24 protein-coding genes are annotated in these 24449 nt (G+C 67.8%); 16 read left to right on the top strand and 8 right to left on the bottom strand.

The window, feature by feature from the left end; genetic code table 11:
* Positions 1-25 precede the first annotated feature (25 nt).
* Both ACNQPB_RS03700 and ACNQPB_RS03695 read right to left on the bottom strand, forming a co-directional pair.
* Entirely contained in the window at positions 26-1549 is a 1524-nt protein-coding gene (locus ACNQPB_RS03700) for a SulP family inorganic anion transporter (protein WP_498749219.1), read from the bottom strand.
* Between the two features lie 25 nt (positions 1550-1574).
* Complete coding sequence (locus tag ACNQPB_RS03695; protein WP_498749218.1) at positions 1575-2681, bottom strand: GTP pyrophosphokinase; 1107 nt, start codon at positions 2679-2681, stop codon at positions 1575-1577.
* Positions 2682-2855: 174 nt separating this feature from the next.
* Between ACNQPB_RS03695 and ACNQPB_RS03690 the strand changes: the two genes are divergently transcribed.
* The 3 genes from ACNQPB_RS03690 to ACNQPB_RS03680 all read left to right on the top strand — a co-directional run bounded on the left by ACNQPB_RS03690 (position 2856) and on the right by ACNQPB_RS03680 (position 5568).
* Positions 2856-3677, top strand: a complete 822-nt coding sequence (locus ACNQPB_RS03690) for an alpha/beta hydrolase (protein ID WP_498749217.1) — start codon at positions 2856-2858, stop codon at positions 3675-3677.
* Positions 3678-3767: 90 nt separating this feature from the next.
* Positions 3768-4724 (top strand): carbohydrate kinase family protein, encoded by a 957-nt coding sequence (locus tag ACNQPB_RS03685; RefSeq protein ID WP_498749216.1) that lies wholly within the window; start codon positions 3768-3770, stop codon positions 4722-4724.
* 43 nt (positions 4725-4767) lie between these two features.
* The gene (locus ACNQPB_RS03680) at positions 4768-5568 is read left to right on the top strand and encodes an HAD family hydrolase (protein WP_498749215.1); all 801 of its coding nucleotides are present in this window, start codon (positions 4768-4770) and stop codon (positions 5566-5568) included.
* 22 nt (positions 5569-5590) lie between these two features.
* Here ACNQPB_RS03680 and ACNQPB_RS03675 read toward each other — a convergent pair whose 3' ends face one another.
* The 4 genes from ACNQPB_RS03675 to ACNQPB_RS03660 form a co-directional block, all read right to left on the bottom strand.
* Positions 5591-7015 (bottom strand): YlbE family protein, encoded by a 1425-nt coding sequence (locus ACNQPB_RS03675; RefSeq protein ID WP_498749213.1) that lies wholly within the window; start codon positions 7013-7015, stop codon positions 5591-5593.
* Positions 7015-8562 carry an acyl-CoA synthetase FdrA gene (fdrA, locus tag ACNQPB_RS03670; RefSeq protein ID WP_498749211.1) on the bottom strand — a complete coding sequence of 516 codons (1548 nt, stop codon included), beginning with the start codon at positions 8560-8562 and terminating at the stop codon, positions 7015-7017. The genes ACNQPB_RS03675 and fdrA overlap by 1 nt, the downstream gene beginning before the upstream one ends.
* Before the next feature lie 21 nt (positions 8563-8583).
* Complete coding sequence (locus tag ACNQPB_RS03665; protein ID WP_498749210.1) at positions 8584-9192, bottom strand: ankyrin repeat domain-containing protein; 609 nt, start codon at positions 9190-9192, stop codon at positions 8584-8586.
* A gap of 311 nt (positions 9193-9503) precedes the next feature.
* Entirely contained in the window at positions 9504-10778 is a 1275-nt protein-coding gene (locus ACNQPB_RS03660) for a LuxR C-terminal-related transcriptional regulator (protein ID WP_498749208.1), read from the bottom strand.
* A 140-nt stretch (positions 10779-10918) separates the two neighbouring features.
* On the opposite strand from ACNQPB_RS03660, the gene hxlB reads away from it, so the two are divergent.
* The 5 genes from hxlB (at position 10919) to ACNQPB_RS03635 (ending at position 16263) form a co-directional block, all read left to right on the top strand.
* Complete coding sequence (gene hxlB / locus ACNQPB_RS03655; protein WP_498749206.1) at positions 10919-11524, top strand: 6-phospho-3-hexuloisomerase; 606 nt, start codon at positions 10919-10921, stop codon at positions 11522-11524.
* 54 nt (positions 11525-11578) lie between these two features.
* Positions 11579-12202 carry a 3-hexulose-6-phosphate synthase gene (gene hxlA / locus ACNQPB_RS03650; RefSeq protein WP_498749205.1) on the top strand — a complete coding sequence of 208 codons (624 nt, stop codon included), beginning with the start codon at positions 11579-11581 and terminating at the stop codon, positions 12200-12202.
* Between the two features lie 227 nt (positions 12203-12429).
* Entirely contained in the window at positions 12430-12678 is a 249-nt protein-coding gene (locus ACNQPB_RS03645) for a hypothetical protein (protein ID WP_498749204.1), read from the top strand.
* A gap of 19 nt (positions 12679-12697) precedes the next feature.
* On the top strand, positions 12698-13543 hold the full coding sequence (locus ACNQPB_RS03640) for a glycerophosphodiester phosphodiesterase family protein (RefSeq protein WP_498749202.1): 846 nt from the start codon (positions 12698-12700) through the stop codon (positions 13541-13543).
* Positions 13544-13623: 80 nt separating this feature from the next.
* A complete protein-coding gene (locus tag ACNQPB_RS03635) occupies positions 13624-16263 on the top strand; it encodes an AMP-binding protein (RefSeq protein WP_498749200.1) in 2640 nt (879 codons plus the stop codon).
* Here ACNQPB_RS03635 and ACNQPB_RS03630 read toward each other — a convergent pair.
* Positions 16220-16411: a hypothetical protein gene (locus ACNQPB_RS03630; protein WP_498749199.1), complete on the bottom strand. Its 192-nt coding sequence runs from the start codon at positions 16409-16411 to the stop codon at positions 16220-16222. The genes ACNQPB_RS03635 and ACNQPB_RS03630 overlap by 44 nt on opposite strands.
* Positions 16412-16511: 100 nt before the next feature.
* Between ACNQPB_RS03630 and ACNQPB_RS03625 the strand changes: the two genes are divergently transcribed.
* Positions 16512-17654, top strand: a complete 1143-nt coding sequence (locus ACNQPB_RS03625) for a glycerate kinase (RefSeq protein ID WP_498749198.1) — start codon at positions 16512-16514, stop codon at positions 17652-17654.
* Here ACNQPB_RS03625 and ACNQPB_RS03620 read toward each other — a convergent pair.
* On the bottom strand, positions 17626-18525 hold the full coding sequence (locus ACNQPB_RS03620; protein WP_498749196.1) for a LysR family transcriptional regulator: 900 nt from the start codon (positions 18523-18525) through the stop codon (positions 17626-17628). The genes ACNQPB_RS03625 and ACNQPB_RS03620 overlap by 29 nt on opposite strands.
* A gap of 74 nt (positions 18526-18599) precedes the next feature.
* On the opposite strand from ACNQPB_RS03620, the gene ACNQPB_RS03615 reads away from it, so the two are divergent.
* From ACNQPB_RS03615 to ACNQPB_RS03585, 7 genes are all read left to right on the top strand, one after another.
* Positions 18600-19265 carry an RraA family protein gene (locus ACNQPB_RS03615; RefSeq protein ID WP_498749194.1) on the top strand — a complete coding sequence of 222 codons (666 nt, stop codon included), beginning with the start codon at positions 18600-18602 and terminating at the stop codon, positions 19263-19265.
* Complete coding sequence (locus ACNQPB_RS03610) at positions 19265-19927, top strand: RraA family protein (protein WP_498749192.1); 663 nt, start codon at positions 19265-19267, stop codon at positions 19925-19927. The genes ACNQPB_RS03615 and ACNQPB_RS03610 overlap by 1 nt, the downstream gene beginning before the upstream one ends.
* 1 nt (position 19928) lies before the next feature.
* Positions 19929-20561, top strand: coding sequence for an RraA family protein (locus tag ACNQPB_RS03605; protein WP_498749190.1), 633 nt, complete (start codon positions 19929-19931; stop codon positions 20559-20561).
* Positions 20558-21712 (top strand): pyridoxal phosphate-dependent aminotransferase, encoded by a 1155-nt coding sequence (locus ACNQPB_RS03600; protein WP_498749188.1) that lies wholly within the window; start codon positions 20558-20560, stop codon positions 21710-21712. Before ACNQPB_RS03605 ends, ACNQPB_RS03600 begins: the two co-directional genes overlap by 4 nt.
* The gene (locus ACNQPB_RS03595; protein ID WP_498749186.1) at positions 21709-21975 is read left to right on the top strand and encodes a hypothetical protein; all 267 of its coding nucleotides are present in this window, start codon (positions 21709-21711) and stop codon (positions 21973-21975) included. Before ACNQPB_RS03600 ends, ACNQPB_RS03595 begins: the two co-directional genes overlap by 4 nt.
* Before the next feature lie 53 nt (positions 21976-22028).
* Positions 22029-22841, top strand: a complete 813-nt coding sequence (locus tag ACNQPB_RS03590; RefSeq protein ID WP_498749184.1) for an alpha/beta fold hydrolase — start codon at positions 22029-22031, stop codon at positions 22839-22841.
* 69 nt (positions 22842-22910) lie between these two features.
* Positions 22911-24449, top strand: coding sequence for an amino acid permease (locus tag ACNQPB_RS03585; protein WP_498749182.1), 1539 nt, complete (start codon positions 22911-22913; stop codon positions 24447-24449).

Genomic DNA, 24449 nt, shown 5'->3' with positions numbered 1-24449 from the left:
CGCACGACGGCGGCTGGCGGGGACGCTAGCCCAGCTTCCCCGCCAGCCGCTCGCGCATGGCCACGCTGGCCGCGTTCAGGCCGATGAACTCCACCTCGCGGCCGTGGTTGCGGTACTTCTCCGTGACTGAGTCCAGCACGGCCACGGTGGAGGCGTCCCAGACGTGCGAGGCGTGCAGGTCGATCACCACGCGCGCAATCCGCTCCTCGGCGTCCTTGGCATAGTCGAACTGCGTGTAGAGGTCGTTGGAGGAGGCGAAGAAGAGCTCGCCGTCCACGGTGTAGGTGGCCACGGTTTCACCGTTGAGCTCCAGTTCCGTCCGTTCCACGGCGGCGAAATGCGCCACCCGCCGTGCGAACAGCACCATAGCCGCCAGGACCCCGACGCCGACGCCGATCGCCAGGTTGTGCGTCGCCACCACCACCGCGACCGTCACCAGCATGACGCCGGTTTCCGACTTCGGCAGCCGCTTCAGCGTGGCGGGGCGGATCGAATGCCAGTCGAAGGTGATCAGCGAAACGAAGATCATCACGGCCACCAGGGCTGCCATCGGGATCATGCCCACCACATCGCCCAGCACCACCACCAGGACCAGCAGGAACGTCCCGGCCAGGAAGGTGGACAGGCGGCTGCGCGCCCCGGAGCCCTTGACGTTGATCATGGTCTGGCCGATCACGGCGCAGCCGCCTAGTCCGCCCAGGAAGCCGGTGACGATGTTCGCCGCGCCCTGGCCCCAGGACACCCGGGTCTTGTTGGAACGGGTGTCCGTGATGTCGTCCACCAGCTTGGCAGTCAGGAGGGATTCCAGCAGGCCCACCAGCGCCATGGACAAGGCGTACGGAGCGATGATGCCGAAGGTGTCCCACGTCAACGGAACCTGCGGGAAGAAGAAGCCGGGCAGGCTGTCCGGCAGTTCGCCCTTGTCGCTGACGGTCGGCACGTCGATGCCCGCCAGCACGGTGGCCAGCGTCAACAGCACGATCGCCACCAAAGGCGCGGGCACCGCCGTCGTGATTTTCGGCAGGGCGAAGACGATCAGCAGGCCGGCCGCCACGATCGGATAGACCATCCACGGCACCCCGAGCAGCTCCGGCAACTGTGCCATGAACACCAGGATCGCCAGGGCGTTCACGAAGCCGATCATCACCGAGCGCGGAATGAACCGCATCAGCCGGGCGACGCCGAGCACCGCGAGGATGATCTGGAAGACGCCGGCCAGGATGATAGTCGCGATCAGGTAGTGGAGGCCGTGCTCCTTCATCACAGGGGCGATCACCAGCGCCACCGCACCGGTCGCCGCGGAAATCATGGCCGGCCGGCCGCCCACCACCGCCGTGACGATGCCCATGGTGAAGGACGCGAACAGCCCGATCCGGGGATCGACGCCGGCGATCACCGAGAATGCGATGGCCTCCGGGATCAGGGCCAGGGCGACCACCAGGGCGGCCAGGGTTTCGGTCTTGAGCCGGCGCGGGGAGCGCAGGGTGAAACGCAGGGACTGGAGCTGCGCCGGGGTAGCGGGTGGTGAGGCGGTGGCGGGCAGTGTCAACGGGTCCTAGGGGGTTCGAACGTGGTCAGGGCTGGGTCTGGCGGTAGCGCTCAATCTGTTTGAGCCGCCGCTGGAGGCTGTCGCGCCGCGGGTGCGGGGCGACGTCGGGCGCCTCGGCGGTGAGCTCGATATGTCCGGTGCCGTACTCCCACAGCAGGAGGTCATCCAGCAGGCGGTCCGGTCCGGGGGAGTAGCGGTGGTCCAGGGCCTTGCGGACCTCCGTGATGCGGTTGGCGCTCAGCAGCCCGGCCAGTTCCGCGGTCTTGTTCATCCCGTGCGCCGCGAGGAGTTCCGCGGCCCAGCCCCAGTCATCGTCAACCTTGCGGTCCACGTGCGGCAGGAGGGTCCGCCAGACGTCGCGGACCCGGTTGGGCGTAAGCGGGGCGGAGCCGCCGCCTTCCGGATCCCAGTAGCCGCGGACCTCCTCGTAACGCTCGTTGAGGTCTGCGAACGCGCTTTCCACGGTTTCCAGCATGGCGGCGGTGGCGGTGAACTGACGGTCGAAATGCGGGGTCCAGGCCCGGGGATCTTCGGCCTTGAAGCGGATGTCGTGCTCGATCTCGCTCCAAGCGTGCGCAAACACGGTGCGGATCTGGCACTCGAAGAAGTAGCTGCCGTTGGCGGGAAGGTCCGGGTTGAAGATTTGCTGGTAGGCCTTCACGGACTCGTTCTGGATGGTGCGCAGGATCAGGTGCCGGCTGGAGTAGCCGTAGGTGCCGGACTCGATGGAGCCGATGTCCTTTTCGCGGTCCCCGCGGCAGTCGAACAGCTGGCGCTGGCGCTTGATGAGGTTGGCCACGGCGGCGTTTTCCGCCGGCAGTTTGGTGATGACGCGGATACCCACCATGTCATTGAGCGTGCGGAACGGATCCGGGAACTTCAGCGGCCGCGGGCCACCCGGCTCCAGGGGCTCATCCGTGCGGGAGATCTTCTCGCGGAAGGAGTCCACCGTCTTGGTGCGGCCGGTGACGAACAGCGGCACGGAGTCACTGTTCTTCAGCATGTCCCGAAGCGTGAGGAGCACGTCCCTGGTGACGAGTTTCAACGCCGGGCGCACGCGCTCGTAAATCTCGACGTTTGCCTGCACCGATTCGCGCAGCTGGGGATCCAGCCTCTCCCAATTGCTAGCCATGTCCCAAGCTTACGGGGCGGCACTGACATGGCACCCGGCCAGGCTCCGGCCCGGCTGAGGGTCCCGCAGCCGCCGGGAAATGCACTGTAGGCTCAGGGGAGGCTCTTGAAGCACAGCTTTTTGATGGACCCGACCAAGGTTTTTTCTGACGGGAAGCCGCAAAGGAGGCACGCAGTGAAGCGGCAGAAGTACCACTACGGCGAGCACCCCAGCCAGTGGGCCGAACTATTCCTACCGGAACCCACGCATACCCCCAACGGGGACCGGCCGGTCAAATGCCATGGCATCGCCGTGGTGATCCACGGCGGCTACTGGCGTTCGCAGTACGGCGCAGAGCTGGGCGAACCGCTTGCCCGGGACCTCGCCGCGCACGGCATCGCCGCCTGGAACCTCGAGTACCGCCGGGCCGGCAACGGTGGCGGCTGGCCGCACACCTTCGAGGACGTGCTCAGCGGCATCGACCACCTCAAGGACGTGGCGCCCGAGCACGGGCTGGACCTGGGCAAGGTGGTGGCCCTGGGCCATTCGGCCGGCGGACACCTCGCCGTGTGGGCGGCCGGGCGCGGAAAGCTGGACAAGATCGGAACCCCCGACGCCGACCGGCAGCTGTTGCGCAATGGCAACGACGCCGCGGTGCAGCTCAGCGGCGTCGTCAGCCAGTCCGGGGTGCTGAACCTCGCCGAGGCCGAGCGCCTCAACCTCAGCAATGGCGCGGTGGACAACCTCATGGGCGGCGATTCCGTCAGATACCCCAAGCGGCATATTTACGCCGATCCCATGAAGTGCCTGCCGCTCAGCATCCCTGTATATGCCGTGCACGCCATGGACGACGAGGACGTTCCGCCCAGCCTGTCCGAGGGCTACGTCAACGCCTCGGTCGCCGCAGGCGGTGCGGCGCAGCTGCTGAAGGTTCCCGGCAGCCACTACGATCTCATCGATCCGCGGGCGGCCTCCTACAAGAAGTGCCGCGAGCTGGTGCAGCGGCTACTGAGCTAAGCAGTAACAGGACCAGCCAGTAACAGAACCAGCCGGTAACAGAAGCAAGGGCTCTGGTCCGTCCATGGCGGCTCTGGCAGAGTGTTGCCCATGCTGACAGTGATTGGTGAGGCCCTGGTGGACGTGGTCCGGCGTTCCTCGGGTGACGAGGCGCACGTGGGCGGCAGCCCGCTGAATGTCGCGGTGGGCCTGGCCCGCCTGGACCACCCGGTGCAGTTCATCGGGCGCTTCGGCAAGGACCCCTACGGCGACGCGATCGCAGCACACCTGCGCTCGAGCTCGGTGATGGTTCCGTTCCCGCCGGACGGCAAGCCCAGCAGCGTGGCCACCGCGGTGGTCGGCGACGATGGCGCTGCCAGCTACACCTTCGAGCTCAGCTGGGAGCTGCCCGGCCTGGCCGAACGCCTGCCGTTCATGTTGCAGGGCGCCTCGCTGCTGCACACAGGCTCCATCGCCACCATGCTGGAACCGGGCGCATCCGAGGTGCTGGCCGCCGTCGAGCACGCCCACCCGAACGCCACCATCAGCTTCGATCCCAACTGCCGGCCCAGCATCATCACGGACAAGGATTACGCGCGCGAGCGGACCGAGCATTTCGTAGCGCTGGCCGACATCGTGAAGGCCTCGGACGAGGACCTCGAATGGCTCTACCCGGGTGTGGACGTGCGCGAATCAGCACGCCGCTGGCTCGCCCTCGGAAGCCGTTCCCGCGGCGGGAACGAAGGCCCGGCCATGGTGGTGGTCACCCGCGGCTCGGCCGGTCCCTGGGGTGTCACCGCCGCCGGCGAAGCCGAAGTCCCGGCGCCCAAAGTCAAGGTCGCGGACACCGTCGGAGCCGGCGATTCCTTCATGGCCGCACTGCTCTCCGGCATCGTGGACCGCGGGCTGGACGGCGCCCAGAACCGCGGGGACCTCCGTGCCATGCCGGCCGAGATCCTGCGCGGACTCCTGGCCCACGCTTCCAGCGCCGCGGCGATCACCGTATCCAGGGCAGGGGCCAATCCGCCCACACGCGCCGAGATGAACGCCCTCAACGCAGCAGGGTGAGCCCGGCGGCAGCTGCCGGCCCGCCCGCCCGTAGACTTGCAGGATGCGGCTTGTAGCAAGTGACATCGACGGCACAATCCTCGGCCATGACGGCCGGATCAGCAGCCGCACCGTCCGCGCCTTCCAAGCCTGCGTCGAGGCCGGCGTCGAAGTGGTTTTCGTGACCGGGCGCCCGCCGCGCTGGCTCTATCCGCTCCGGGAACAGCTGGGCCACAGCGGCACGGTGATCTGCTCCAACGGCGCCGTGCTGTGGGACCTCGCCGAAGACAAGCTGCTTTCCGCCCGGGCCATCGGGCTTCCCGCCGTGCTGGAGGCCCGCCGCCTCATCAAGGGCCTGTGCCCCGACGCCCTGTTCGCCGCCGAGACCGTTTCCGGGTTCCACCTGGAGCCCGGTTTCGTCGAAAACCCCACCGGCGAGCTGCTCGCCGAGTTCACCCCCGCACCCCTGCACGAGACGCTGACGGCGGAGGACGCCGTCGTGAAATTCCTCGCGGTGACCCGCAGCGGCACCCCGGACGCGTTCCTCGCGCAGGTCCAGCCCGTCGTCGCGCATCTGGTGGAGACCACGCACTCGGCACCTCGCACCGCGCTGCTGGAGATGTCCGCACCCGGGGTCAACAAGGCGGTCACCCTCGCCGAGTACGCCGCCTCGCTCGGGATCGAGGCGGCGGACGTGGTGGCGTTCGGGGACATGCCCAACGACATCGAGATGCTGCGCTGGGCCGGTCACGGGTACGCGATGGCCAGCGGCCACCCCGAGGCGATCACCGCGGCGGGCTACCGGGCCCCGCATTTCGACGACGACGGCGTCGCCCAGGTGATCGAGGCACTGCTCGTCGCGTGACGGGGGCCGCCGGCCGCCGAACTTACGGGACGATCCGCCCGGAAAGTTCGAGGAGGGCCTGCTGGAAGGCCTCCACCGGCGGGTGGACGATGCCGGCGCCGATCATGCCGATGCCCGGATCCTTGTGCGCGATCGCGGTGTTGATCAGCGGCAGGATGCCGGTTTCGATGACCTTGCGGACGTCGATGCCGCTCGGAACACCCATGAAGTCCAGCGCCGGGATGGTGACGTTCGGGTTGTTGCCGGTGGTGATGGCGTTCATGGTCTTGGAGTAGCCCATGGCTTCCTGGACGGTGCCGCCCACGAGGGCGACGATCGCCGGAGCCGCTGCCATCGCGAAGCCGCCGACGCCGAAGGTCTCGGTGATGGCGGAGTCGCCCATGTCGAGGCCGGAGTCAGCCGGGGTGTAGCCGGCAAACATCGGGCCGACCACCTGCTGGGCCGGGCCGGTGTACCACTGGCCGCCCGTTCCGGAGACACGGATGCCGAAGTCGACGCCGTTGCGCGCCATCGCAGTGACGACGGTGGAGTTCTCGATGCCGTTGGCGGCGTCCATGGCAGCTTTGGCGGTGACCATCCAGGTGGGGCCGGAGAAGTAGTCCGAGGAAGCGACGAAATCGAACACTTCACGCTTTTCCTTGGTGGAGAAGTCCGTCTCGACGATGTACGGGGTCAGGGCCTGGATCAGCAGGGTGGTGCCGGCGACGTTGCGGTTGTGCGCCTCATCGCCCATGTGCAGGGCCTGGGAGAGCAGCAGGCGCAGGTCGAGGCCGTCCGTGTTGAGCTTCATGGCCTCGGAAAGCACCGGACCGAAGACATCGCGCATCCAGTTCAGGCGGTCGATGACGCTCTGGTCATTGGCACCGAAGCGCAGGATCTTGGAAAGCTGCTCGGAAAGGTTCGTGTAGGCGGTGTTGCCGTGCGCGCGGTTGGTGACCTTGTGGACCCACATGCTGGCACTGGTCACGCCGGCCATGGAACCGACGGACTGGTGTTCGTGGCACGGGGAGAAGGTGATCCCGCCCGAGGCCGCGAGCTCGCCGGCCTCGTCAAGGTCCTTGGCCAGGCCCTCGAAGACCAGGGCTCCGGTGACGGCACCCTTCATGGGACCGCACATGCGCTCCCAGCTGATGGGCGGGCCGGAGTGCAGGATGGTGGTCTTGGTCATGCCGGGGACCGTGTCGATTGCCTGGCCGAAGCCGTCCAGGAACGGCTGCGCTGCCAGGATCCGGCTGAGCGCTTCCTGGTTGGCGGCGTCGATCTTTTCGGCAACCTCGGGACGTTCGAGGCGGCTGAGCGCGGAGATGATCTCCGGGTCGCCTCCGCCGGGCGGGGTCCAGTCCATGAGGACCGGCTGGACGCCCTGCGCCCGCAGGTCGTCGGCGAACATGTCCAGGCCGAGGTTGACCGGCTTGAGGTCGCTTGCGAACAGTTCGTTGACGCTCATCAGTTGTTTCCCTTCGCGACGAATTCGCGGGCCAGGAGCCCGAGGTTGGTGGAGGAGGAGGCGATGGTCACGCCGGCGGCTTCGAGCTGGGCGACCTGCCCGGCCACGGCCGGGGCGTCCAGATCGGTGCCGAGCACGTAGCCAAGGATTTCAAGGTGCTGGCCGCGTGCCTCGGCCTTGGCCTTGGCTTCAGTGATGGCCGGAATGGTCACGCCGACCGGGTCCTCGTGGGAGCCGAAGCCGACGATGAAGTCCATGGCGATGACGCCCACCTCGGGATCGTTGGCTTCCTGGACCAGGCGCTGGAGGCGCAGGGAGGGGTCGATCATCGGGTGCGGCCGGCCGTCGGTGAAGTCGTCATCACCCATGTCCAGGAAGGTGTGCTCCTTGGACGCGTCCGTGGCGCCCATCTTGTAGGAGGGGTCCTTCTGGATGTTGGAGTAGACATTCCCGTACTTGGCCAGCGCGGCGAACATGGCTTCGTCGCACAGGGTGCCGCCGCAGAACAGGCCGCGGACGTACTTCTGTTCCGGGGCGAGCTTGGCGCGGACCTCGTCGATCAGCGGGAGGTTGAGCGGGCGCATGTCCAGGGTGGACTCGTCGACGCCCGAGGCAACCACGGCAGCAGCGGCAGCGGGCTTCGTGCCGGAGACGAGCGTGACGTTGTCGTAGCCGGACTCGGTGCGGGTGGAGCCGAGGAACGTCACGATCACCGGCTTCGAGGCTGCGCCGGCGACGGCCAGGACCTTGTCCGCCACGTCTTCTGCCGGGGGCTTGGAGACCACGACGATGACCTTGGTTTCCGGGTCGGCGTCGAGGGCGCGGATGCCGTCGATCATGGAGATGCCGCCCACCTCGGTGGACAGGTCGCGCCCACCGGTGCCGATCAGCTGGGAGACGCCGCCGCCGAAATCGTGCACGCGCACGGAGACTTCCTGGCTTCCGGTGCCGGAAGCACCCACGATGCCGATGGAGCCGCGGCGCACGGCGTTGGCGAAGGCCAGGCCGGTGCCGTTGATGATGGCCGTGCCGCAGTCCGGGCCCATGACCAGCAGGCCCTTTTCGTGGGCCAGGGTCTTCAGCTCCACCTCGTCCTCCACGGAGACGTTGTCGGAGAAGATCATCACGTGCTTGCCGGCGTTCAGCGCCTTGCGGGCCTCACGGGCGGCGAAGGCGCCGTTGACGGAGATGATCACGAGGTTGGCGTCTTTGACTTCCTCAAAGGCGCCGTCGAGGGTGCGGTAGCGCACGGCGGCGGCGTCGTCGCCACCGCTGTTCTTGCGGGCCAGGATGTCTTCCACGCTGGAGATGGCGTTTTCCAGCTGCTCGTCGCTGACGTCGACGATGATCATCAGGTCGCTGGGCTTCGCCGCCTCGATTGCCGGGTCGACGATGTTGAGGTTCGCCAGAACTTCCTTGTTCATCGGCGTTGCCATGGCGATGAACGCCTGGCTGACTCCCTCGATGTTGTTCGCCTTGGTGCTCATGGACATGAGCGAGACTGAGTCGAGGTAGGTGTTCTTCCTGATATCGATGTGCCTGGTCATCGTTTTCCTTTCTTTGAGGCCTTAGGCCTGGTAGCGCTCGAGGATGCTGACGAGTTCTGCGAAGCCGCGCTTGCGGGCCAGCTCCACCGGGGGAACGCCCCATTCATCGGTCATGCCCGGCTTTGCGCCGTGCTTGAGCAGGAGCTCGACCGTCTCCTGGCGCACGGGTCCGCCGTCGCCGAGGATGATTGCCTCGATCAGGGCGGTCCAGCCGAGGGTGTTGGTGAGGTTCACGTTGATCTTGGTGTTCTCAAGGAGGTAGCGGACGATCTCGAGGTGGCCCTTCTCCGCTGCGGGGGTGAGGCCGTTTCCGCCGAAGCGGGTGAGGCGCTTGAGATCGGCTCCGGCCTCGACCATGGTCTTCACGAGTTCGAAGTCGTTGAAGATGCAGCCGTGGATGAACGGGTTAAAGCAGGTCTGGTCCTGGGCGTCGATGTCGACACCCTCGGCGATCAGGGCGCGCACGACGTCGAGGTGGCCGCCACGGGCCGCACGCAGGATGGCGGTGGCTTCCTCGCGGTCAGTTGCGTTCTTGTCGGCCCCCTCGGCGAGGGCGGCGCGGACACCATCCAAGTCTCCGGCGGCTGCGGCGACGAGATAGGACTCGTTGGCAGTCTGTGGGTCGGTCATCGATGTTCTCCTTGTAGTGGCGGGGCGGATGACTTGGCGCTTTTGCAATATGGTATACCAGATGAGGTTGATCGCCCTCACATCCCGGCGAATCCGGTGCTGCCGCGGGAGTTGGCGAAAAGGCGGGTCCGCAATGGAGCCGCCTGCAAGGATGCGCGCCGCCGCGCGTGAGACCCGCCCACAAGGCGCGAGTAAGTCAATCGCCTAAGGCATGGCTTCCGGAAATGTGGAATACCATCTTTGGGGTGAGCGAGAAACGGCCTGGTAAGGGGCCCGCTTCTGCGGGACGCCTCGGAACCAGGGCTCCGCAGCTAGGACTGTGCGCGCATCCCGTGGCTGTGCGCCAGGGCGATCGCCTCGGTGCGTGAGCCCACGCCGAGCTTGCGGAAGATATTCCGCAGGTGGAATTTGACCGTGTTCTCGCTGATGAACAGCTTCGCGGAAATGGCCCGGTTGCGCTGCCCGGCAGCCAGGAGCTGCAGGACTTCCAGCTCGCGTTCCGCCAGACCCCAGCCGCCGGCGTCGGCCACCGGCGCGGACGGCGGGTCCAGCGGCAGAGTTACCTGTACATCGGCGCCCCAACCCGCCATGACCTCCAGGTTCATCCGGCCGTTCAGGGCTGCCACCCGTGCATTGAGCCGGGCGATGTTGGGGGAGTCGGCGGAGAGCTCGCCCTGGCCGTCGTCGCGCACGTTGATGAGCAGGTTCTCGCCGTCGCAGTCCCACTGGGCGCGGACCCGGCGCACCTCCGGCTGCTCCACGATTGCCAGCACCAGCCCGCGCACGATCGCCCGTGCCGCGTGGGCCACTTCGCCCGGCAGGGCCCGGCCGTTGACGGGAGGCTCGATGAACTGCACGTCGATGCCGCTGAAGTGCATCAGGGGCCGCAGGTCCTCGCGGAGCCGTTCGAAGGCCGTGGCCACGGGTTCCACCACCAGGTCCGTGGTGCGGTCGCTGACTGTTCGCAGCTCCACCAGCGCCTTCACGGCGAGGTCGGTCACGTTGCGGCGGGCCGCGGCGTCGTCCAGGCCCTGCGACCGCAGCGCGGCGAGAAGGGTTTCCAAGGTGGTCGAGTGCCGGTCCACCAGTTCCGCGGTGACCCGCAGCCGTTCGGCGGATGCCGCCCGGGATTCCAGCAAGTACGACGGCGGTGCGTCCGCCACCTTTTCCTGGATGCGGCGGGCCGCCAGTCCCCACAGATAGTCCAGCATCCGCAGCGCCTCGGCGCGCTCATCCCCGTCGGACGGAAGCTGCGGTCCGGTCAGCGTGAGCAGTGCCTTGGTCTCGGAGGGCAGTGCCAGCACCTGGTGCTCCCCGCCCGCGATCGTAGCCGTCCCTTCCCAGGGGCCGTGCTCCGGGATGCGTGTGCGCAGCTGGTCCAGCTCGGGCACGGAGACGCTGCTGATGATGGACTCGGCGCCGGCCTTCTTCTGGGGCCTGCCTGTGCAGTCCTCCGTGAAGATGATGAGCGCGCTGTTGCCCACATAGGGCAGCACGGCCTCCCGCAGCCGCTCCGCGATGCTCATCAGGGGAGCGTTGACAAGCGCCGCGATGGCGTCAAGCAGGGTCTTCTGCGCCGAAGTCATTCCGCCATGTTAGCCGCCGGCATATGTAGCTGCCTACCCGAACGGATAGCCAACACTGCCCGTCATCGCTGTTCTACCTACCCGAACAGGTGCGCGACGATGGAAACACGAAGCAATCCAGAGCAGGACAGGAGGCAAGCATGACCCTCACCGCAGAGGCAGTCCCCGCCGTTTCCGAAGCAGAAGCATCCCGCAGGATCCAGGCCAACCTCTCCCTGGTCGGGAGTGAAATCGCCGGGACGGCGGCCGAAATACGCCCGGAGCAGCTTTCCCTGCTCGCCGGGGAACTGCGCGGCGCGCAGCGCGTCTTCGTGGCCGGGGCCGGCCGCAGCGGCCTGGTGCTGCGGATGGCGGCCATGCGACTGATGCATCTCGGCCTCGACGTCCACATCGCCGGTGACACCACCACGCCCGCCATCCGACCGGGCGATGTCCTGCTCCTGGCCTCGGGCTCGGGAACCACCTCGGGAGTGCTGCGTGCGGCGCAGACGGCGGCGAAAGCCGGCGCCCGGCTGGCCGTGTACACCGCGAACCCGCAGTCCCCGCTCGCGGAACTGGCCGACGTCGTCGTCACCATTCCCGCCGCGCAGAAAACGGACCACGGCTCCAAGCTCTCCGCGCAGTACTCGGGCAGCCTCTTCGAGCAGGTGCTCTTCCTGGCCTCGGAGGCCGTCTTCCAGACCCTCTGGGACCACGACGCCACCCCCGCCGAGGAACTCTGGCTCCGCCACGCGAACCTCGAGTAGCAGCTGCACACACCTCAAAAACCCCGTAAACCACGCACCATGAAAAGAGAACCCATGAAGCTGCAAGTCGCCATCGACGTCCTTACCACCGAGGCTGCCCTCGAGATCGCCGGCAAGGTCGCCGAGTACGTGGACATCATCGAACTGGGCACCCCGCTGGTGAAGAGCGAAGGCCTCGCCGCCGTCACCGCCATCAAGGAAGCCCACCCGGACAAGATCGTCTTCGCCGACCTGAAGACCATGGACGCCGGCGAACTCGAAGCCGACATCGCGTTCAAGGCCGGCGCCGACCTGGTCACCGTGCTCGGCACCGCCGACGACTCCACCATCGCCGGTGCGGTCAAGGCTGCCAAGGCCCACAACAAGGGCGTCGTCGTTGACCTGATCAGCGTCGAAGACAAGGTCACCCGTGCCAAGGAAGTCCGTGCCCTGGGCGCGAAGTTCGTCGAGATGCACGCCGGCTTGGACGAGCAGGCCAAGCCGGGCTATGACCTGAACGTGCTGCTGCACGCCGGCGAGGAAGCCCGCGTGCCGTTCTCGGTGGCCGGTGGCGTGAACCTGTCCACCATCGGTGCCGTGCAGCGCGCCGGTGCAGATGTCGCTGTTGTCGGCGGCGGCATCTACGGTGCGGACGACCCCGCGCTGGCCGCGAAGGAACTGCGCGCCGCAATCATCTAGCGGACTGCGCATTCAGCGGACGCCCTGACGGGCATAAGCCACAGCGGCGGTGCGCTCCTGCCGGGACTGCGGACAGGACACTGTGTCCCGGCAGGACTGGGTGCGCACCGCCGCTGTATTTCCAAGCGGCGAAAGCTCTTAGCTGAATCACATCTGGAATCCAATTCCCGTTCAACTGGGGCCCCTAGGCTGGCCTCATAGCTGAGAGCTCACTTCAGGGGGACAATATGGCCAAGCGAAAGACGAATGGCATGTACGAGGCGCCGATCCGCCGCGCCGAGCCGGCCGAACACTGGAAGCAGCTGCGCCGGGGTGACCGCGTGAGCGTGAAGCTCGCGCCGGGTTACGAGAACCGCGGATTCGTGGACGCCGTGTCCGGCGACCACAGCATCGTGTGGGTGAACCTCGACGGCGGCCGCGGCCGCACGCTGGTGCACTGCGCCGACGGCGTGGAGATCGTCCGCCAGGACGCCTGAGCCGCGCTACGCTACCCGGGTGAGCCAGCCGCTGCCCTATTTCCTGCGACCCGACGGCGCCAGCCGTCCGCTCGCGCTGGCCCACCGCGGATTCTCCCGCGAAGGCCTCGAGAATTCCGCCGCGGCCTTCCGCGCCGCCGTCGGGCTCGGCATCACGCACCTTGAAACCGACGCCCGGGCCACCTCGGACGGCACCGTGCTGCTGTTCCATGACGAGACCCTGGACCGCGCCACCGACTCCCGCGGCCGGATCAACCGGCTTTCCGCAGACGAGGTGTCCCGGGCGAAGATCGGCGGGCGCGAAGCCATCCCGCTGCTCGAAGACATCCTGCGGGAGTTTCCGGACGCCCGGCTGAACATCGACGTCAAGGACAGGCACACCGTGGCGCCCTTGGCCGCGGTGATCGAACGCTGCGCCGCGCATGAGCGGGTGCTCATCACCAGCTTTTCCGACCGCCGTCGCCGGGCCGTGCTGCGCCGCCTCAGCCGCCGCACGGCCTCATCCGCCGGGATCGTCTCCACGGCCGTGTTCGCGCTGGCCGGCCCGTTCCTTCCGGAGCGCTGGCTCGCCAGGGTGATGCACGACGTCGACGCCCTCCAGGTGCCCGTCCGTTACGGCCCGCTGGAGCTGCTGACTCCGACCTTCCTGGCCAGGGCGCGGCGCCTCGGGTTGCAGGTGCACGTGTGGACCGTCAACGATCCCGCGGAAATGGAGCGGCTGCTGGACCTGGGTGCTGACGGACTGGGCGGTCAAGGGCTGGGCGGTCAAGGGCTGGGTGGTCAGAGGCAGGGCGTGGACGGAATCGTCACGGACCGGGCCGATCTGCTGAAGGAAGTGCTCGAAAAGCGTGGCCAGTGGTGGTGAAGTGACGCTCGTGACCGGGACGCCGACGCTCGCAGAAACTCAAATGAAGTTAGCTAAGGCTATCCTATAAAATCGCTTGGGTGACCATCCCCCTTGATCTCGCGCGGATCCCGTTTGTCTCGGGCCTGGCCAGCTTCGGAAACCGCGCCGCCGTCATCACCGGCAGCACGGCTATCAGCTATGAGGAGCTGGCCGGCCGCGTCGACGCCGTGGCCGCCCGGCTCGGCACCACGCGCCGCCTCGTGGTGCTCGCCGCCGCGAACGACGTCGCGTCCCTGGTCGGCTACCTCGCTGCCCTCGCCGGCGGCCACCCGTTGATGGTTGTGCCCGCGGACAAGCCGGCCGCCCTGGAGTCGCTGGTCGCGGCCTACGATCCCGACGTCGTGATGCACTCTGCCGACGGAAACCCCGGACACCCCGACGGCGGTCCCGTGCTGTACGAGCGCCGCCCGGGTAGCCGCCATGAACTGCACCCGGAGCTCGCACTGCTACTGAGCACCTCCGGCTCCACCGGATCGCCCAAACTGGTGCGGCTGTCGCAGGACAACGTGCAGGCCAATGCGGAGTCGATCGCCCGGTACCTGCACATCACCGCCGACGACCGCGCGGCCACCACGCTGCCCATGTCCTACTGCTACGGGCTCTCGGTCATCAACAGCCACCTGCTCCGCGGGGCCACCCTGGTGCTGACCGATTTGTCCGTGGTGGACCCCTGCTTCTGGGAGCTCATGCGGCGCCACCACGTGACCTCCTTCGCGGCCGTGCCCTACACCTTCGAGCTCCTGGAACGCGTGGGCTTCGGCGCCATGGAGCTGCCCGCCCTGCGCTACGTCACCCAGGCCGGCGGCCGGCTCGCCCCGGAGAAGGTGCGGCACTATGTGGAGCTTGGCCGGCGCCGCGGCTGGGAGCTGTTCGTCATGTACGGGCAGACCGAAGCCACCGCCCGCATGGCCTATCTGCCGCCCGGACTCGCCGCTAGCAACCCTTCGAGCATCGGGGTTCCGGTGCCCGGCGGCTCCTTCCGGATCGAACCGGTCGACGGCCTGGACACTTTTGAGGGGCCTGTCGGTGAACTCGTCTACACCGGCCCAAACGTCATGCTCGGCTACGCGCAGCGCCCCGAGGACCTGGCCCTGGGCCGGACCATCACCGAACTGCGCACCGGGGACCTCGCCCGCGTCCAGGACAACGGCCTCTACCAGGTGGTCGGCCGGCGCAGCCGCTTCGTGAAGATCGTGGGCCTGCGGATCGACCTCGGCCAGGTCGAGACCATGCTGCACGAACTCGGCATCAGCGCCGCCGCGGCAGGCTCGGACGAGAAACTGGTGGTCGCAGTCGAGGGTGACCACGACACCAGTCTGCTCGCAAAGATCGTCACCCAGGGCCTTGGCCTGCCGCGCGCGGCGCTGCAGATGTACGCCGTCGCCGCCCTGCCGCGCTTCGCCACCGGGAAGACGGACTACCCGGCGGTGCTGCAACTTGCAGACCCCCTGCCCGACGGCGGCGCCCCGGCCGCCGTCGAGCGTCCTGCAGCGAAGCGGCCGGAGGACGCCCGCACGATCTTCGCCGATGCGCTGGAACGTGACGACATCGCGGACGGGGACACCTTCGTGAGCCTGGGCGGCGACTCGCTGTCCTACGTGGCTGCGTCCATACGGCTTGAGAAGGCGCTCGGCCACCTGCCGCCGGAATGGCACGTCACCCCGGTGCGGGACCTGGTGCCACGGGAAGCCGCCCCGGCAAAGGGACGGTTCGCCACGGCCAAACGCTTGTTCGCCCCGCTGGAGAGCGGGATCGTGCTGCGTGCGGTGGGCATCATCCTGATCGCGGCCACGCATATCGGGCTGTTCCACTGGGAGGGCTCGGCGCACGTCCTGATGGCCGTGGCCGGGTACAACTTCGCCCGCTTCCAGCTGGGCGGTGCGGGGGTTCGGCGGATGAAGCGGCAGCTGCACAGCCTGGGCCGCCTGGTGATCCCGGCGATGGCTTTCATTGCCGTCGCGTTCGTTCTGACGGACCGTTACACGGTGGCGAACATCTTCCTGCTGAACTCGATGATCGGGCCGGAGGAAGTGACCACCCAGTGGCATTTCTGGTTCATCGAAGTGCTGGTGTACATGCTGGTGGGGCTGGCTGTCCTGCTGGCCGTGCCGGCTGTGGGGCGGCTGGAACGTCGCTTCCCGTTCGCCTTCCCGCTGGCGCTCGCCGGGCTTGGGCTGATCACCCGTTACGACATCGTGGATCCCGGCCTTCCGCATCCGATGCCCACGTTCTGGCTGTTCGCCTTCGGCTGGGTGGTGGCGCGGTCACGGACCCTGCCGCAGCGGCTGCTGGTGTCCGCGTTGGTGGTGCTGACCGTGCCGGGTTATTTCTTCGGCGACCAGCTCCGGGAGAACACCGTGATCGCCGGGGTTCTGCTGCTGATCTGGCTGCCCACCCTGCCGGTTCCCGTTTTCCTGAGCAAGCCCCTGGGGCTGCTGGCCAGCGCCTCGCTGTACATCTACCTGACGCACTGGCTGGTGTATCCGCTGTTCGGCGGGACCAGCCCGTTGTTGGCGCTGCTGGCCTCCCTGGCTGCGGGCGTGGCGTACTGGGCGCTGTCCATGCGCTTCCTGGGCCAGGCGGAGCGGTGGCTGGGGAAACGGCGTTCTGTCGGGCCGCGGAGCCTGGCGGCCCCTACTGTGGCTGAGCAGTCTTCGGGCGTTCCAGCAGCGATTTGATGGACATGGCGATCACAAGAATGCTCAAGATGCCGGTCAAGTACTGCGGAAGCGTGACGACTTCTCCCGGCTTCAAGATGTCATGGAAAAACAGGAAGTCGACGAACAGGAAACCGACAATCAGCACGATGCTTATCAGCTTGTTCATGGGGTGATTTTACGCCCGGAGGACCGCTTGCCCCTGGTGGCCCGAATGCGACGGGCGTAACGCAGCTCATACTGTCGGTCCCGGATGACAAGATAGGCGCATGCGCATTCTGATCGCCCCGGACAAGTTCAAAGGCTCCCTGACCGCGACTGAGGCGGCCGCGGCCATCGCCGAAGGGGCGCTGCGCGTTTACCCGGACGCCGTCGTCACCCGCTTCCCGATCGCCGACGGCGGCGAGGGGACCCTGGAGGCCGCCGTCGCCGCCGGCTACGAGGAACGCATCAACGCCGTCACCGGACCCATCCTCAAGCCGGTCGGCGCTGCGTGGGCCATCCGCGAAGACTCCTTCGGCGGTGCGACCGCCGTGATCGAAACCGCCCAGGCGTCGGGCCTGGCCAGCATGGAGCCGACCCCGGAAAACTCCCTGCGCGCGCACAGCTACGGTTGCGGGCAGCTCATCGCCGCGGCGCTCGACGCCGGCGCCACCGAGATCGTCCTCGGCCTGGGCGGCTCGGCAATGACCGACGGCGGCAGCGGCGCCCTGCGCGCGCTCGGCCTCAAGCCGCTCGACGCCTCCGGGAACGTGGTCCCGCTCGGCGGCGGATCCCTGTCCGAGGTCGTCACCCTGGACGTCTCGGCGCTGGATCCGCGCCTGGCGAAGACCCGCTTCCGGATCGCCGTCGACGTCCGCAACCCGCTCTACGGCAGCGACGGCGCCGCCCACGTTTTCGGGCCGCAGAAGGGCGCGGACGCGGACGCCGTGGAACTGCTCGACGCCGGCCTGCGCAACTGGGCCTCCGTGCTGCGGGAAGCGACGGGCCGGGACACCAACATCCCCGGCGCGGGCGCCGCCGGCGGCTTCCCGGCGTCGTTCCTGGCTTTCACGGAAGCGCAGCTGGAAGGCGGCTTCGAGTTGGTCGCCGCGCTGACCGGCCTGGAATCCCAGCTGGACGGGGCCGACCTGGTGATCACGGGCGAAGGTTCGCTGGACACCCAGTCGCTGAGCGGCAAGGGGCCGATCGGCCTCGCCGATGCCGCACGCGACCGGGGGATTCCGGTGCTCGTGGTGGCCGGCCGCATCGCCGTCACGCCCGAAGACCTCGCCAAGCACGGCGTGGAAGGCGCCGCCCAGCTGCTGGACATCGCACAAAAGCGCGACGGCGAACCGGACATCGCGGACGCCGTCGCCAACGCCGCCAAGTACCTCGCCTGGGCTACGAGCCAGCTTCTCGAAGGGGCATAAGCGCGCACTCGATGAAGTGGTCAACCAACGGGTCCTCCCGGTCCGCGCGGCTGACCAGGGAGAGCTCCACCAGGTCCACCCGCTGCGCCAGTTCCCGCCAGGCCACGGTCTGCACGCCCCGCACGGAAGATTCCGGCGCAAGCGTTACCCCCAGGCCGCAGGCCACCATGGCAAGCTGCGAGTGGATCGAATTGGCCAGGTGGCGGACTTCCGGGCTGAATCCTGCCTGCCTGCATGCCGCCGTCATTTCATCGTGGTAGTCCGGGGAGACCTGCCGGACGAGCCAGACCCACGGCGCGTCCCGGAATTCTTCAAGGTCGACCCCTCCGCTCCGCGCCGCTGAAGGATGGTGGGGAGGCAGCGCGACGACGAAATGGTCGCGGCGTAACGGCGTCGCCCGCAACTGGGTTCCCGTGACGGTCTGGCGGATCACAGCGACATCCAGTTCGCGACGCCGGAGCGCCTCCTGGCCGTGATGGCTGTCGATCTCCATCGCCCGGATTTCCACGTCCGGATGTGTCCGGCTGAAGCGCTCAAACGCCGCGGGTAGCGTCTCGCTGAAGGCGGAGGTGACAGCGCCGATCCGGAGCGTGCCCATGAGGCCGGCCTGGGTCCGTGCGGCGATTTCCTGTGCACGGTCGGAGGCCGAGGCCAGGGCCCGGCATTCCTCGAGGAACAGCCGCCCTGTCTCCGTCAACGTCACTGACCTGCTCGAACGGTTGAGCAGGGTGGCGCCCAACTGTCGTTCGAGCTGCAGGATCGCCTGGCTGAGCGGCGGCTGGGACATGTTCAGCCGTTCCGCGGCCCTGCCGAAATGCAGTTCCTCCGCCACGGCGATGAAATAGCGGGCCTGCCGCACCTCCACGCTCATCAAGACTCCATTCGTCTTTCAGCCATACAGAATCAGACCTTCACAGTATCAATTGGAGGGGCTGTACTTGAAGCATGACCACCGAAAACTCACTCCTCGCTTCCTACGCGGAACTGGACTCGGCGGCCGTGTCGGACGCCCTCGACGCCTTGGGCCTTCTTCCCGGTCAGGGCGGATTCCTGCCGGTCTGGGGGCATCCGAAGATTGCCGGCTACGCCGTCACCGTCGAACTCGAGCCCTACATCCCGGGGCCCTCGGGCGCCCACCTCGGCACCGAGGCCGTTGCCCTGGCCACCGATGAAAGCATCATCGTCGTCGCCAACGGCGGCCGCACGGACGTCTCGAGCTGGGGTGGCATCCTCAGCCTCGGCGCCTCCCTCAAGGGTGTGCGCGGCGTGGTGACCGACGGCGCGTGCCGTGACGTCCACGAAGCCCGCGAACTCGGCTTCCCGGTCTTCGCCAAGGGCCGCATCCCTGCCACCGCCCGCACCCGTGTCCAGCAGCGCTCCATCGGCGAAACGGTCCGGATCGGCAGCGCCATGGTGGCCCCCGGTGACGTCGTGTTCGCGGACGAGACCGGCGTCGTCGTGGTTCCCCGCGCCCATGCCGAAGAAGTGCTCGCGAAGGCCCAGGCCGTCGTCGAGCGTGAAAAGGCCATCGCGGCGGACGTCCGCGCCGGCATCCCACTGCACGAGGCCATGCGGGATGCCCGCTTGGCCGGAACCCCTGAGGAACACTGATGACCCCCGTAACCCCCGACGTCGTCGCCCGCCTCGCGGCCATCCCGACGGCCTCCATCTCGGACGCCATGGACTCCCTCGGCGTCGAAGGCGCCCTGCACGGCATCGCACCGCTGACCTACGGCTTCCGCGCCACCGGCCCCGCCTTCACCGTCCGGTACGCCCCTGCCGATGAGGATCGCGGGAGCGTGGGTGACTTCCTCGACGACGTCCCTCCCGGATCCGTTATCGTCATCGACAACCAAGGCCGCACCGAGGTGACCGTCTGGGGCGGAATCATGACCGAGGTGGCCGCTGTCCGCGGCATCGCAGGCACCGTCATCAACGGTGTCTGCCGCGACGTCGCCGCGTCCCTCGAGCAGGACTACGCGATCTTCAGCGCGGGCCGCTACATGCGCACCGGCAAGGACCGCGTCCGCCTCGCCGCCGTCGGCACCGAGGTCAACATCAACGGCATCGCCATCGCCCCCGGCGATATCGTGTGCGCCGATGCCGACGGCGCCTTCGTGGTCCCCGCCGCACTCGCCGCCCAGGTCGCCGAGCTTGCCGAGGGCATCGAAGCCACCGAGGCGCGGATCGTCGAAACCGTCAAGGCCGGCGCCACCCTCAAGGAAGCCCGCGCCCGCCTGGGCTACCACGACCTCCAATGGAAGAAGGCCTGAAATGACCGCCACAGACGCAGCCCGCGGCCACTCCGGGGCGACCCTTTTCGAGGCGGCCAAGCTACCCGTTGCCTGCGATCCGGGACTCAAGCCTGCCTGGGCCGGCGCCCGGGTCGCCGGCCCCGCCTTCACCGTGCACGGGCTCGGCGGCGACAATCTCGCCCTCCACAACGCCGTGCTCGCCGCTCCCGCCGGAAGCGTGCTCGTCGTCGACCTCCAGGGCGCCGAACACGGCCATTGGGGTGAGATCCTCGCAGCCGCCGCACAGCACCGCGGCATCGTTGGTCTCGTCGTCGACGGCGGGGTGCGCGACGCCGCCGAGCAGGAAGCCATGGGCTTCCCTGTCTTTTCGCGCTCGGTGACAGTGGTCGGCACCGGCAAGGACTACGCCGGCGAGTTCGGCGTCCCGGTCCGGGTCGGCTGCCGCACCGTCTGGCCCGGTGACCTCGTGGTCGGTGACGGCGACGGCGTCGTCGTGATTCCCGCCGGGGTCACCGACGCGGTGCTCGACCGCGCGGATCAGCGTGTGGAGGACGAGAAGCGCATCCTGCGTGAAGTCGCCGAGGGACGCTCCACGCTGGAGATCTACGGCCTCGACCCGGCAGGACGCGTGGTCTCCGGAGCAGGCGCGTGAACCCAAGCATCCGGCCCGCCGTCGCCGTCGATCGCATCACCCTTGCGAGCCGCCGCTCCGCTACCCTCGGAGCGGCCGTTGAGGGGGCCGTTTCCCTGGCGATGGGGGAGCCCGACGGCGGCACACCGCCCGCCGTCGTCGATGCCGCCATTGCGGCACTCAAGGATGGCCGGACGCGGTATTCCCCGATGACCGGCGCACCGGCCCTCCGCGGTGCGATCGCCGCGGATGTCGCCGCTCGCACCGGCCGTCACACCACGGCGGCCGAGGTCGTCCTGACCCACGGCGGCAGCGCTGCCCTGGGTGCCGCGTTCCTGGCGCTCCTGAATCCCGGGGACAAGGTGCTCATCCCCGAGCCGACGTATTCCCTCTACGCCGACCAGGCCGCCCTGGCCGGGGCCGAGGTTGTCTGGCTGCCGCCGCGCCAGGACGGCTCGCTGGACCTGGAGGCCCTCCGGCGGGAAGCCGCGGATGCACGCCTGCTGGTGCTGTGCAACCCAGGCAACCCGACCGGAGCGCTCTACGGCCCCTCCGAACTCCTCGCCGTCGAGGAGGTGCTCCTGGAGAACCCCGGCCTGGTGCTGCTCTCGGACGAGGCCTACGGAACCATCGTCTTCGACGGCGTGCCCTTCGTCTCGGCACTCTCCCTCGAACGGGTGCCCGGCCAGGTGCTGGTCTGCGGGACCTTCTCGAAGAGCTACGCCATGACCGGCTGGCGGCTGGGGTACGTCGTGGCCCCGGAGGCGCTCGCCGCTCCCGTCTCGCTCATCCACCGTACGCTCAACGGGCCACTGAACACCTTCGTCCAGGACGCTGCCCTTGCTGCCCTCGGAACGAGCGAAGAGGAGCTTGAGCGCCTGCGCGGGTCCTACCAGCAGCGGCGTGATCTGGTCCTGGAGAAACTGGGCGCGGAACCCCGCATCAGCCTGCGCCGCCCGCAAGGAGCGTTCTACGCGTTCCCGCGCGTCGAGTCTTCCCTCAGCTCGAATGACATGGTCGCCCTCTTCGCCGAGGCAGGGGTGCTGGTGCGCTCGGGGAGCGAGTTCGGTGCCTCGGGCGAGGGCCATGTGCGGCTGTCCTTCGCCACGGACACCAGGAGCCTGGAGACGGCACTGGACCGGCTGCTGGCGGCCGTTCGGGACATGCCGTGAAGCGGCTGCCGACGGCGGCCCGCACCTGGCATCCGTATGAGGACTGGGCCGCGCTGATCGGCGGCCCGGTCCAGGTCCGCCGCGACGGCGCCGTCGTGTCGGCAGGAACCGTCGACGACGTGATGCCCGATTCCTCGGCACTATGGCTGGCCGCCGACGCCAGGCAGGGCAGGCGCTGCTACACCCGCTCCGAAGGCTATGAAGTGTGGATCAGTCCGCGTGACCTGCAGCCGGCACTGCTATTCCGTCCCAGCGGCGCGTGACTGATATCCGCCTCCCCAACAACCGACCCATCCAGACTGAAAGGCAGCCCCCAGTGCCTGCGAATACCCTGCCCACGCTGCATGATCTTGGCCTCACCGTCGGCGGGAGGGCGGTGAAACTCTCCTGCCTTAGCCGCGGTGGAGACGGCGTCGCGACCGTGTTCCTGCACGGTTTCGGATCCACCAAGGAGGACTACGCGGATTTTGCCGTGCATCCTGCGTTCAAGGGCCGGCCGTTCTTCGCCTATGACGCCCCGGGTTGCGGGGATTCGCACTGCGATGACCTTGGGCTCGTCTCCGTCCCCTTCCTGGTGGAAACCGCCTTGGCTGCACTTGATGCACAGGGGATCGGCCGGTTCCACCTGGTGGGCCATTCGATGGGCGGCCTGACAGCGCTCATGCTGGCGGACCGGGTCCCGGAACGCGTGGCGAGCTTCGTGGACATCGAGGGGAATGTCGCCCCCGAAGACTGCTTCCTCAGCCGCCAGATCGTGCAGCACCCGAACGAAGACCCGGAGGAGTTTTTCGCCGACTTCGTGGCCCGGAACTACGGCACGCCGCACTATTCCAGCCGGCTGTACGCGGCCAGCGTGCGCCACAAGGTCAGGGCGGGAGCAGTGCGCGGCATCTTCGAGTCCATGGTGGACCTTTCGGACAACTCCGGGCTCATGGAGCGGTTCCTCGGGCTGCCGTGCCTCCGCATGTTCATGTACGGCGAGCAGAACCGGAGCCTGAGCTACCTGCCCCACCTGGCGGCCCACGGCGTGGAGCTCGCGGAGATTCCGTATAGCGCGCATTGGCCGATGTACTCCAACCCAGTGGCGATGTGGGAACGGATCGCCGCCTTCCACGCGCCCGTTTCCTGAGCCTGTTCCTCAAGCTGTGCCAACCACCGGCGCACAACGTCGTGCGCCCGAATCCCCGGAGAGAAAACCATGCGCCCATCCGATTCCACGCCGTCCGCGGTTCCTGACCACCTGGAGGACGGCGGCCACGCCCATTCCACCGACCATGTCCTGCATGCGGAAGACGCCGGCTACCACAAGGGCCTGAAGACCCGCCAGATCAGGATGATCGCCATCGGTGGCGCCATCGGCACCGGCCTGTTCCTGGGCGCCGGCGGGCGCCTTGCCGCGGCGGGGCCGTCCCTGATGATCGCCTACGCCGTCTGCGGCATCTTCGTGTTCTTCATACTGCGTTCCATGGGGGAACTGGTGCTGCACCGCCCGTCCTCCGGCTCCTTTGTTTCCTACGCCCGTGAGTTCTTCGGCGAGAAGGCAGCCTTCGTCTCCGGCTGGTTCTACTGGATCAACTGGGCCATGACCACCATCGTGGACACCACCGCGGCCGCCCTGTACATGAACTTCTTCGGCAAGTATGTGCCGTGGATTTCCGCCGTGCCGCAATGGGGCTGGGCCCTCATCGCCTTGGCCCTCGTGTTGGCGCTGAACCTGATCTCGGTGACCGTCTTCGGGGAACTCGAGTTCTGGTTCGCTCTCATCAAGGTCGCGGCCCTGCTGGCCTTCCTGGCCGTGGGCGTCTTCTTCGTCCTGTTCGGCACTCCCACAGGTTCGCCCACCGGATTCTCGCTTATCACCGAAAACGGCGGCTTCTTCCCCACCGGCCTCCTGCCGATGATCCTGCTCATGCAGGGCGTCGTGTTCGCCTACGCGGGCACCGAACTCGTTGGCACCACCGCGGGGGAAACCGAGAACCCTGCCAAAGTGATGCCCAAGGCGATCAACTCAGTGATCATGCGCATCGCCGTGTTCTACGTGGGTTCGGTCATCCTGCTCTCCCTGCTGCTGCCGTACACGGCGTACCAGAAAGGCGTCAGCCCCTTCGTGACCTTCTTCGGGCACATCGGGATCAACGGGGTGGATGTGATCATGAACCTCATCGTCCTGACGGCTTCCCTGTCATCGCTGAACGCGGGCCTGTACTCCACGGGCCGTATCCTTCGTTCCATGGCGGCCGCCGGGTCTGCGCCGCGCTATGCGCTGAAGATGAACAAGGCCGGCGTGCCCTATGGTGGCATCGCGATCACGGCGGCGGTCTCCCTGCTCGGCATTCCGCTGAACTACTTCGTGCCGTCCGACGCGTTCGAGATCGTGCTCAATGTGGCATCCGTGGGGATCATCGCCTCCTGGGCCACCATCGTTCTGTGCCAGATCCAGCTGCAGCGCTGGGCAGCCAGGGGCTGGGTGCAGCGGCCGTCCTTCCGCACGCCGGGAGCCCCGTTCACCGGATACCTCACGCTGGCCTTCCTGCTCGTAGTCCTCGCGATGATCCTCATCGACTCTCCGTGGACCCTGCTGACCACCGCAATCGCTTGCGTGCTGATGGTGGCCGGTTGGTTCGCGTGCCGCCGCCGCATCCGCGAGATCGCCAAGATCCGCGAGGGCTACACCGGAGCGGCACCGGTTCTGGCAAACCGCCCGGCCTTCGCCAAGTACGACCGGGATACTCCCTGA

It is taken from the genome of Curtobacterium sp. LFS079 (assembly GCF_047977865.1).
Lineage (GTDB): Bacteria > Actinomycetota > Actinomycetes > Actinomycetales > Micrococcaceae > Arthrobacter.
The sequence above is the reverse complement of the archived record's forward strand: the minus strand, read 5'-3'. Positions and strand labels throughout refer to the sequence as shown.

Bases quoted from the DNA above. Each gene is read 5' to 3' on its own strand.
- ACNQPB_RS03695 (WP_498749218.1), bottom strand. From the start codon at position 2,681: ATGGCTAGCAATTGGGAGAGGCTGGATCCCCAGCTGCGCGAATCGGTG.
- ACNQPB_RS03685 (WP_498749216.1), top strand. From the start codon at position 3,768: ATGCTGACAGTGATTGGTGAGGCCCTGGTGGACGTGGTCCGGCGTTCC.
- ACNQPB_RS03680 (WP_498749215.1), top strand. From the start codon at position 4,768: ATGCGGCTTGTAGCAAGTGACATCGACGGCACAATCCTCGGCCATGAC.
- ACNQPB_RS03675 (WP_498749213.1), bottom strand. From the start codon at position 7,015: ATGAGCGTCAACGAACTGTTCGCAAGCGACCTCAAGCCGGTCAACCTC.
- fdrA (WP_498749211.1), bottom strand. From the start codon at position 8,562: ATGACCAGGCACATCGATATCAGGAAGAACACCTACCTCGACTCAGTC.
- ACNQPB_RS03665 (WP_498749210.1), bottom strand. From the start codon at position 9,192: ATGACCGACCCACAGACTGCCAACGAGTCCTATCTCGTCGCCGCAGCC.
- ACNQPB_RS03660 (WP_498749208.1), bottom strand. From the start codon at position 10,778: ATGACTTCGGCGCAGAAGACCCTGCTTGACGCCATCGCGGCGCTTGTC.
- hxlB (WP_498749206.1), top strand. From the start codon at position 10,919: ATGACCCTCACCGCAGAGGCAGTCCCCGCCGTTTCCGAAGCAGAAGCA.
- hxlA (WP_498749205.1), top strand. From the start codon at position 11,579: ATGAAGCTGCAAGTCGCCATCGACGTCCTTACCACCGAGGCTGCCCTC.
- ACNQPB_RS03645 (WP_498749204.1), top strand. From the start codon at position 12,430: ATGGCCAAGCGAAAGACGAATGGCATGTACGAGGCGCCGATCCGCCGC.
- ACNQPB_RS03630 (WP_498749199.1), bottom strand. From the start codon at position 16,411: ATGAACAAGCTGATAAGCATCGTGCTGATTGTCGGTTTCCTGTTCGTC.
- ACNQPB_RS03625 (WP_498749198.1), top strand. From the start codon at position 16,512: ATGCGCATTCTGATCGCCCCGGACAAGTTCAAAGGCTCCCTGACCGCG.
- ACNQPB_RS03620 (WP_498749196.1), bottom strand. From the start codon at position 18,525: ATGAGCGTGGAGGTGCGGCAGGCCCGCTATTTCATCGCCGTGGCGGAG.
- ACNQPB_RS03615 (WP_498749194.1), top strand. From the start codon at position 18,600: ATGACCACCGAAAACTCACTCCTCGCTTCCTACGCGGAACTGGACTCG.
- ACNQPB_RS03610 (WP_498749192.1), top strand. From the start codon at position 19,265: ATGACCCCCGTAACCCCCGACGTCGTCGCCCGCCTCGCGGCCATCCCG.
- ACNQPB_RS03605 (WP_498749190.1), top strand. From the start codon at position 19,929: ATGACCGCCACAGACGCAGCCCGCGGCCACTCCGGGGCGACCCTTTTC.
- ACNQPB_RS03585 (WP_498749182.1), top strand. From the start codon at position 22,911: ATGCGCCCATCCGATTCCACGCCGTCCGCGGTTCCTGACCACCTGGAG.